Origin of the sequence: Streptomyces sp. B93 (assembly GCF_018070565.1) — a bacterium.
Taxonomy (GTDB): domain Bacteria; phylum Actinomycetota; class Actinomycetes; order Streptomycetales; family Streptomycetaceae; genus Streptomyces.
This window is the reverse complement of record NZ_JAGPXL010000090.1, coordinates 1-9,207: the sequence shown is the minus strand read 5'-3', so window position 1 is coordinate 9,207 and position 9,207 is coordinate 1. Positions and strand designations below refer to the sequence as shown.

Sequence of the window (9,207 nt, the reverse complement as noted above, 5' to 3'; positions counted from 1 at the left end):
GTGGGGAGTTGTCCCACCACCGTCGCCCCGAACGCCACCGCCATCCCCGCCACCTGCACCGCCGTGAGCGCCTGCCCGAGGGCCGCCCAGCCGACGACGGCCGCGGTCAGCGGGGAGAGCGGGCCGAGGAAGGTGACCTGCGTGGCGGTGAGGCGGCCGATGCCGCGGAACCAGAGCCAGTAGGCGACGGCCGTGTTGGCGAGCGCGAGGTAGAGGTAGCCGCCGAGCGCCCGCCCGTCCAGCGCGGGCGGTGCACCCTCGACGAGCAGGGCGACCGGCGCGATCAGCAGACCGCCCGCGGTGAGCTGCCAGGCGGTGAGGGCGAGCGGGCCGACACCCTCGGGCCGCCCCCACTTCTTGGTGAGGACCGTACCGGCGGACATCGACGCGGTGGAGGCCAGCGCCGCGAGCACGCCGAGCGCGTCCAGCGCCCCGGCCGCCTTCAGCACGACGAGGCTGACGCCGAACGCGGCGACGACCCCGGTGACCAGGGAACGGGCGGTGGGCCGCTGCCCGAGCAGTACGGCCGACAGCCCGACCACGAGCAGCGGACCCACCGAGCCGACGACCGCGGCCAGCCCACCGGGCAGCCGGTACGCCGCCAGGAACAGCAGCGGGAAGAACGCGCCGATGTTCAGCACGCCGAGCACCGCCGACCGCCACCACCAGGCGCCGCGCGGCAGCGTCCGGGCGAGCGCGAGCAGCAGCAGCCCGGCGGGCAGGGCGCGCAGCATGCCGGTGAGGAGGGGGCGGTCGGGCGGGAGGAACTCGGTGGTGACGGCGTAGGTGGTGCCCCAGGAAATGGGCGCGAGGGCGGTGAGGAGGGTGAAGGCGAGGCGGTTGGCGGCGGACGGGGAGGTCATGGGCGCACACCCTTCGGAGTAGACCGATACTGATTAGCTTAGCTCTAAGCTAATCAGCGTCAAGTGACTTACTGGCGATCGGCTCACTCAGGAAGCGGCTTACTCAGAAGTGGCTTACTTGCGACCGACTCTCGGGACGGCGGATACTCCCCGCATGACCGAACCCGACCGGGACCCCGTCGACGCGATCATCGACCAGTGGGCCGCCGTACGCCCCGACCTCGACACCCGCGCCATGGAGGTCTTCGGCCGGGTCTTCCGGCTCTCCCGGGCGATGGGCGACGCCATGGAGAAGGCGTACGCCCGCTTCGGGATCTCCCGCGGCGAGTTCGACGTCCTCGCGACCCTGCGCCGCTCCGGCGAGCCCTACACCCTCTCCCCCCGCCAGCTCTCCGCCACCCTGATGCTCACCACCGGCGGCATGACCGGCCGCCTCGACAAGCTCGAGCGCGCGGGCCTGCTCCGCCGCTCCCCCGACCCCCACGACCGCCGGGGCCTGAAGGTGACGCTGACCGAGCAGGGCCTGAGGGTGGTCGACGAGGCGGTGGGCGCGGGGCTGGCGCTCCAGACGTCGGCGCTGTCCGGCCTGGACGACGAGCAGGCCGACCGACTGGCCGACCTGCTGAGAAAGTTGCTGGCCTCGACGGAAGCCGGCTGAGGGCCGGCTCCCGGCCGGGCGTTCAACCGACGTGGGCCGCGAGGGCGGCGTCGATGTCCGTCGCGGTGGCCGAGTCGGAGGCCCAGGCCACGTATCCGTCGGGACGGACCAGGAGGGCCGTACGGCGGTCGCTCGCCCAGCGGGCCACGGCGAGGCGCCCGTCGCGGCCGGCGGGGTCCTCGTGCGCGTCCGGCGTGATCAGCACGAACCGGCCGCCGCGCAGGGCCTCGTAGAGGCGGGCGCCATCGGCGAGGGCGACGTCCGGGACGCGGGTGCCGGTGAGGGCGTGGGCGCCGCGCGGGGCGGGGTAGCGGTAGCCGATGCCGGTGAGCTGGCCGAGCATCCTGCGGCGGGCCGGGGCGACGGTGTCGAGGACGGTGGTGATCGCGGCCCGCAGGACGAGGGTCCACGGAGTCTTGGCCATGGCGAGGCGGACGATGCCGCCACTGCTGCGCAGCACCGCCTTGCCGACGGGGTGGCGCTCGGAGTGGTAGGTGTCCAGGAGTGCGGGGGCCGCGTGCCCGGTGACCACCTGAGCGAGCTTCCAGCCGAGGTTGGCGGCGTCCTGGAGGCCGGTGTTCATGCCCTGCCCGCCCGCCGGGGTGTGGACGTGCGCGGCGTCACCGGCGAGGAAGACCCGGCCGACGCGGTAGGCGGGCGCCTGGCGTTCGTCGCTGTGGAAGCGGGACATCCAGCGGGCGTCGTGCATGCCGTAGTCGGTGCCCAGCGCCATCCTGGTGATCTCCTTGACCTCGTCCAGGTCGAGGGGCTCGCTGTCGGCCACATCCCGGCCGCGGTGCCAGCCGATGACGCGGTAGTAGCCGTCCCCGAAGGGCGCGATGAACGCGAACGCGTCCCCGACAGCGTTGACGGCGAGCAGCGTCTCCGGCTTCTCGGCGAGCAGGACGTCCGCGAGGACGACGGACCGGATGACGGAGTGCCCGGGGAAGGTCAGCCCGATCGCGTCCCGCACGGCGCTGCGCATACCGTCCGCGCCGACGACGTACGCGGCACGAAGGCTGCTCTCCTCGCCGCCGGGACCGCGGAGTTCGACGGTGACGCCGTCGGTGTCCTGGGTCAGCCGGGTCATCCGCGTCTCGTAGCGGAAGTCGACCCCGGCCTCGACGGCACGGCGCTCCAACAGCTTCTCCACCTCGTACTGGGGGGTGATGAGGAGGTGGTTGAAACGGGAGGGGAGGGAGTCGAGCGCGATGGTGAGGCGGCCGAAGAGGCGGAGCCGCTGGAGCCGCTGCCCGGTGGCCTCCAGTTCGTCGGCGAGCCCGCGGGCGTCGAACTGCTCCAGGGTGCGGGCGTGCACGGCGAAGGCCCGGGAGAGGTTGCTGATCTTGTGCGGGCGCTTCTCGACGAGGGTGACGGGGACTCCGGCGGTGGCCAGGTCCCCGGCGAGGAGGAGGCCGGTGGGGCCGGAACCGATGACGATGACGGCGGGGGTGTTGGTGCCAGTGGTGCCGTTCATGAGGGCCTCCTGGGTGACAACGACCGTTGGTCAACGCTTGTTGGTCAACGTCTGTTGGCCATGAAAGTAGCGGGGCGGAGAGGGTGAAGTCAACAGCTGTTGGCCCACAAGCGTTGACCCGCACGAACGGCGGCGCAGACGTGGCCAACACTTGTGGGCCCACGCCCGTAGGCCTACGCTCGTTGACATGCCAGACCGCACCCGCACCACCCCGACCACTTCCGCCACCCCCGCCACTTCCGCCACCCCTACCACCCCTCCCCCCACCCCCCGCCGCTCCGACGCCACCCGGACCGCCATCCTCGACGCCGCCCGCGAACGCTTCGCCGCCGACGGCTACGAGCGCGCCACCATCCGCGCCATCGCCAAGGACGCGAACATCGACCCGTCGATGGTGATGCGCTACTACGGCAACAAGGAGGGACTCTTCGCGGCGGCCGTCAGCGTCGATCTGCGCATGCCCGACCTCACCGCCCTGCCCCGCGAGGAGGCCGGACGGGGCCTGGTGGCGCACTTCCTCACCCAGTGGGAGGAGAACGAGGTGCTCACCGCCCTGCTCAGGGTCGGCATCACCAACAAGTCCGGAGCCGAGCGGATGCAGGGCATCTTCCGCGAGCAGGTGCTGCCGGTCGCGCGGCAGACGTGCCCCGACCCGGAACAGGTGCCCACGCGGGCCGCCCTCGTCGCGACGCAGTTGCTGGGCCTGGCCCTGACCCGCTATGTCCTGCGCATCCCGGCGGCGGAGCAGCTGAGCCGCGGCGAGATCGAGGCCTGGCTCGGCCCCACGATCCAGCGGTACCTGACAGCACCGAGCCCTTGAGGGCCACGCCCGGCGCCAACGCCCGCAAGCACACCAAGGGCGCCGTCCTCACCGCCGTACGACAAACACACGTACGACGACGGGGACGGCGCCCTTGGTCAGATCAGGCAGGTGGCGCCAAGTGCCGGATCAGGCCTTGGCGGCGGCCTTGTTCTTCGTCCTGATGTTCTTGGACGTCACCCGGTGCTTCTCCTGCGACCGGTCGAGGACCATCACCAGACCGGCGATGACCGCGAAGATCGCGATCGGGAGGGCGACATAGAGGCCCAGCGTCTCGACGACGCTCAGGCCCGTGCCGGGGTCGTCGCCGTCGTCGCGGCTGAGCGCGAGCGCGGGGGACGACATGAGCAGCATCATCAGCGTTGTGCCGGAGGCCAGGGCGCCGGCGCGCAGGGCGTTCTTCTTGTCCACGGTGCAAAAGTAGCGAACGCCGGATCGGCCCGCGCGCCCGGGGTGCCGTACAGGTTGCCGCCCCCGGCCGGGCGGCGACGTCAGCACCCCCGTTCCACCCCCCGTTCCACCCCCGGTTCCACCTCCCATTCCCCCCCCCGCTCCTCCCCCCGCCCCCCGCCCGCCATCCCTCGCACCAGCCCTCGCAGACGGGCCGACTCCGCCAACTCCTCCAGCGTCACCGGCCGCCCCGCCGCGTCGGCGACCGGCAGCCGCCAGTTCGGATACTCGTCCCACGTCCCCGGCAGGTTCTGCGGCCGCCGGTCACCCACCCCGTCGGGCAGCCAGACGCCGATGAGCCGCGCCGGGGTGCGCAGCAGATAGTCGTGGACGGCCCGCACCTCGGCCTCCTCGGAGGAGGCGTCCATGCCGCCGCCGGTGCTCCGCAGCAGCCCGAGCCGGGTGAGCAGGGCGAGCCACTCCCCCGTATCGGCGGCGGCCTCGGCGCGCTCGGCCTCCAGGGGGCGGCCGAGCAGGCCGAGCCGGTCGCGGAGTTCGACGTGTTCGCCGCTGAGGCGGGCGGCGGTGGGCGGCAGGTCGTGGGTGGTGGCGGTGGCCAGGCAGTCGGCGCGCCAGCGGTCGGGGGGCAGGGGGCGGCCGTCGCCTTCCCAGTCCCGTTCGAACCACAGCACGGACGTGCCGAACACCCCGCGCCGCCGCAGCGCCTCGCGCACCCCCGGCTCCACGGTGCCCAGGTCCTCGCCGATCACCATGGCACCCGCGCGGGAGGCTTCCAGCACCAGTACGGCGAGCATCGCCTCGGCGTCGTAGCGGACGTAGGTGCCTTCGGTGGGCGGCAGCCCCTCGGGGACCCACCAGAGCCGGAAGAGGCCCATGACGTGGTCGATGCGCACGGCGCCCGCGTAGCGGAACAGGGCGCGCAGCAGGGCGCGGAAGGGGGCGTACCCGGAGGCGGCGAGCCGGTCGGGGCGCCAGGGCGGCAGGCCCCAGTCCTGCCCGTGGGCGTTGAAGGCGTCGGGGGGCGCGCCGACCGACATCCCGGCGGCGAAGTGGTCCTGCTGCGCCCAGGCGTCGGCGCCCTCGGGATGGACGCCCACGGCGAGGTCGTGCACGATCCCGAGCGGCATGCCCGCCTCACGGGCGGTGCGCTGGACCGCGCCGAGCTGGCTGTCGGTGAGCCAGGCGAGCCGGCAGTGGAAGTCGACGCGGTCCATCAGCTCGGCGCGGGCGCGTGCCGTCTCCGGTGAGCGCGGGTCGCGCAGCCCGGCCGGCCAGGTCCGCCAGCGGGGGCCGTGCACCTCGGCGAGGGCGTACCAGGTGGCGTGGTCCTCCAGGGCCCGGCCCTCGCGGGCGAGGAAGTCGCAGTAGGCGGCGCGGCGGCCGGGTCCGAGCGGTACGGCGCGCAGCAGTTCCAGCGCCTCCCGCTTCAGTTCCCACACCGCGTCCCGGTCGATCAGCGCGCCCTTGTCCAGCACGTCCTCCCGCAGCCGCCCGGCCCGCTCGAGCAGTGCGCGCACCTGTTCCCGGTCGGCGTCGGACAGGTGGGCGAACTCGGGCACGTCCTCGACGCGCAGGTGCACCGGGTCGGGGAAGCGGCGGGAGGAGGGCCGGTAGGGGGACGGGTCGGTCGGAGGACCGGGCACGGCCGCGTGCAGGGGGTTGACCTGCACGAACCCGGCGCCGAGCGCGCGCCCCGCCCACCCGGCCAGCTCGCCGAGGTCGCCGAGGTCGCCCATGCCCCAGGAGCGCCGGGAGAGCAGCGAGTACAGCTGGACGAGCAGTCCGTACGAGCGTCCGGCCGGGGTGGGCAGCCGGGCCGGGGCGGCGATCAGCTGGGCCTCGGCGGTCCGTCCGTCGGGTGCCCGGGCCGTCAGCCGGTGGACGCCGGGCGGGAGCTGCCCGGCGTCGGCGCGGGTCTCGCCCTGCTCGGTCTCGATCAGCAGCCGGGTTCCGTCCGGCAGCCCCGCGAGGGCGGCGCACCCGTCCTCGCCCTCCCAGCGGACGACCGTCGGCGGCAGCAGCCGCGTCGCGTTCTCGCGGCGCCGGTCGGCGAGGGCGGCGCGCACGGCGTCGGGGGTGCTCGCGTCGACGCCGAGGGCGCGCAGGGTGCGGATGACGGCGGCGGCGGAGGCGGCGACGGTGCGGTCCGGGGCGGGCTGGTAGGAGGTGGCCACGCCGTGCGACTCGGCGAGCCGGGCCAAGTCGTCGTCGAGCGGCTCGTCGAGGGGTTCGACCGGGCGGGGCGCTGTCATCTACGGCCTCGTGGAGTCGGCGTCCGGGGCGGCGAGCGGCGGCTCGCTGGTGAGTGGTTCGGCGTCGGGCAGCGGGGGCTCGCTGGTCAGGGGTGCCTGGGCGCAGGGGCCCTCGGCGCTGAAGACGCACACATGGGGGGCTTCGGGCTGGGCGGGCAGGACGGGTTCGGCGGACGGTTCCGCCGGGCGTTTGGAGAGGGCGTCCAGAAGCAGGTGCGCGGATGCGGCCACGGGTTCTCCTCGTCGAGTCGAATGGGGTACCCGCAGCCCTACCCAGCGGACGCGTCCCCAGACGCCTCGATGTCGGAGAACGCACTTCTCATCACATTCCACGCCCTCCCTCCCACCTCGCCACTCCCCCAGAGTGGATCAAATACGACATCACGGCCACCTCCGTTGACACCCTCGCCGCACGGATGGTGGGCTCGGTGGCCCCGGAGACACCACGGTGGGCAGTGCCGGACGAGGACCAGGGAGGGGGCCCGTGCAGCTGCGGCGCAGGAGGCGTGCGGCGGTGCTCGCGATCGCCGTCGTCACCGGAATGCTCGGCACCGCCCCGGCGGCCGTCGCCGCCCCACCGCCCCCCGACAGCACCACCTCCCCCACCACCCCCACCTCCCCCGCACCCCGAACCGACGCCGCCGCCCCGACCGTCTGGCCGCGCCCCCAATCCATGCGGCACACCGGCACCCCCGCCAGGGTCACCGAGGAGACGGTGCTGATCACCGACGGCTCGGCCGACCCGTACACCGTCGAGGCCCTGCGCGCACTACTGCGCTCCGCCGGAGCCCGGCGCATCGCCATGCTCCGCGACACCGACCCGCGCCCGCCGGGCGCCCTGGCGGTCCGGGCGTCAGCGGAACGCCCCGGCCGGGACACCCACCACACCCTCCCCACCGGCGGCTACGGCCTCACCGTCGCCCCGGGCACCGTCACCCTCTCCGGAGCGGGCGAGGACGGCCTCTTCCACGCCGTACAGACCCTGCGCCAACTGATCACCCCCGGAACACCCACCATCGCGGGCGCCGAGATCCGCGACTGGCCCGGCACCGCCGTACGCGGCACCACGGAGGGTTTCTACGGCGAACCCTGGACGCACGAGCAACGGCTCGCCCACCTCGACTTCATGGGCCGGACCAAGCAGAACCGCTATCTCTACGCCCCCGGCGACGACCTCCGCCGCCAGGCGCGCTGGCGTGAGCCGTACCCGGCCGAGCGGCGCGCGGAGTTCCGGGAGCTGGCGGAGCGGGCCCGCCGCAACCACGTCACGCTCGCGTGGGCGGTGGCCCCCGGCCAGTCGATGTGCCTGTCCTCGGACGCCGACGTGGCCGCCCTGAACCGCAAGCTGGACGCGATGTGGGCGCTGGGCTTCCGGGCGTTCCAGCTCCAGTTCCAGGACGTCAGCTACAGCGAGTGGCACTGCGAGGCGGACGCGGACCGGTTCGGGTCCGGCCCGGAGGCGGCGGCGAGGGCGCACGCGCGCGTGGCCGACGCGGTCGCCCGCCACCTGGCGAAACACCACCCGGGTTCAACGGCGCTGTCGCTGATGCCGACGGAGTACTACCAGGACGGTACGACTCCGTATCGACGTACGTTGGCGAGGGAGCTGGACCCGGACGTCGAGGTGGCGTGGACCGGCGTGGGCGTGGTCCCGCGCACCATCACCGGCGGCGAACTCACCGCCACCCGCGAGGCCTTCGGCCACCCCTTGGTCACCATGGACAACTACCCGGTCAACGACTACGCCCAGGACCGCCTCTTCCTGGGCCCCTACACCGGCCGCCACCCCGCCGTGGCCGCCGGTTCGGCAGGCCTGCTCGCCCACGCCATGCAGCAGGCGGCGGCCTCCCGCATCCCCCTGTTCACGGCCGCCGACTACGCCTGGAACCCGCGCGCCTACGCCCCCGAGGAGTCCTGGCGCGCGGCCATCGCCGACCTGGCCGCGGGCGACGCCCACCAGGAACAGGCCCTCGCGGCCCTCGCCGGGAACGACGCCTCCTCGGTCCTCGACGACGAGGAGTCGGCGTACCTGCGCCCCCTCCTGGAGGCGTACTGGCGCACCCGTCTCGCCCCCGAGACCCAGGCCACGGACCGCCTCCGCACCGCCTTCACCGTGATGCGCGAGACCCCGGACCGCCTCTCCCGCACCCCCCTCGCCACCGAGACGGCCCCCTGGACCAGCCAGCTGGCCCGCTACGGCGAGGCGGGAGTGACGGCCCTGGACATGCTGGACGCCCAGCGCCGGGGCGACACGGCAACGGCCTGGACGTCGTACCGCACCCTCGACCGACTGCGCACCCGCATCGACGCGGCCCCGGTGACGGTCGGCAAGGGCGTCCTGGATCCGTTCCTGACCCGGGCCCAAAAGTCATACGAGAGCTGGGCGGGCCTGACCCGCGAACCGAACCGCCCCCCCGACGGACGCACCCTCCACTTCCCCCGCCCCCGCCCCCTCTCCACGGTCACCGCCCTCACCGACCCGGGCACGACAGGCACGGTGGAGGCCCACGTCCCCGGCAAGGGCTGGCAAGGCCTCGGCCCCCTCACCCCGTCGGGCGCCACAGAACTGCCCACCACCCTCCACGCGGACGCCGTCCGAGTGACGGGCCCGTCCCCCTCCCGCATCCACCACCTGATCCCCTGGTACGCGGACACCCCACCAGCGGAACTCACCCTGAACGACCATCACGAGGAGCCCACCACCGAAACGGGCTCCACCCTGCGCC

8 protein-coding genes are annotated in these 9,207 nt (G+C 73.9%); 3 read left to right on the top strand and 5 right to left on the bottom strand.

Going from position 1 to position 9,207, the window contains the following annotated elements; genetic code table 11:
* On the bottom strand, window positions 1-863 hold an 863-nt coding region (locus KBY47_RS35670; RefSeq protein WP_210928740.1), incomplete at its 3' end, for an EamA family transporter.
* A 154-nt stretch (window positions 864-1,017) separates the two neighbouring features.
* Between KBY47_RS35670 and KBY47_RS35665 the strand changes: the two genes are divergently transcribed.
* On the top strand, window positions 1,018-1,521 hold the full coding sequence (locus KBY47_RS35665; RefSeq protein ID WP_210928738.1) for a MarR family winged helix-turn-helix transcriptional regulator: 504 nt from the start codon (window positions 1,018-1,020) through the stop codon (window positions 1,519-1,521).
* Window positions 1,522-1,543: 22 nt separating this feature from the next.
* Here KBY47_RS35665 and KBY47_RS35660 read toward each other — a convergent pair whose 3' ends face one another.
* Complete coding sequence (locus KBY47_RS35660; protein WP_210928736.1) at window positions 1,544-2,998, bottom strand: FAD-dependent monooxygenase; 1,455 nt, start codon at window positions 2,996-2,998, stop codon at window positions 1,544-1,546.
* A 187-nt stretch (window positions 2,999-3,185) separates the two neighbouring features.
* On the opposite strand from KBY47_RS35660, the gene KBY47_RS35655 reads away from it, so the two are divergent.
* The gene (locus KBY47_RS35655; RefSeq protein WP_210928734.1) at window positions 3,186-3,818 is read left to right on the top strand and encodes a TetR family transcriptional regulator; all 633 of its coding nucleotides are present in this window, start codon (window positions 3,186-3,188) and stop codon (window positions 3,816-3,818) included.
* A gap of 129 nt (window positions 3,819-3,947) precedes the next feature.
* On the opposite strand, the gene KBY47_RS35650 is transcribed toward KBY47_RS35655, so the two are convergent.
* The 3 genes from KBY47_RS35650 to KBY47_RS35640 form a co-directional block, all read right to left on the bottom strand.
* Window positions 3,948-4,229 (bottom strand): hypothetical protein, encoded by a 282-nt coding sequence (locus KBY47_RS35650; protein WP_210928732.1) that lies wholly within the window; start codon window positions 4,227-4,229, stop codon window positions 3,948-3,950.
* A gap of 80 nt (window positions 4,230-4,309) precedes the next feature.
* On the bottom strand, window positions 4,310-6,481 hold the full coding sequence (gene malQ / locus KBY47_RS35645) for a 4-alpha-glucanotransferase (protein WP_210928731.1): 2,172 nt from the start codon (window positions 6,479-6,481) through the stop codon (window positions 4,310-4,312).
* The gene (locus KBY47_RS35640) at window positions 6,482-6,712 is read right to left on the bottom strand and encodes a hypothetical protein (protein ID WP_210928729.1); all 231 of its coding nucleotides are present in this window, start codon (window positions 6,710-6,712) and stop codon (window positions 6,482-6,484) included.
* Window positions 6,713-6,965: 253 nt separating this feature from the next.
* Here KBY47_RS35640 and KBY47_RS35635 point away from each other — a divergent pair.
* On the top strand, window positions 6,966-9,207 hold a 2,242-nt coding region (locus KBY47_RS35635; RefSeq protein WP_210928725.1), incomplete at its 3' end, for a beta-N-acetylglucosaminidase domain-containing protein.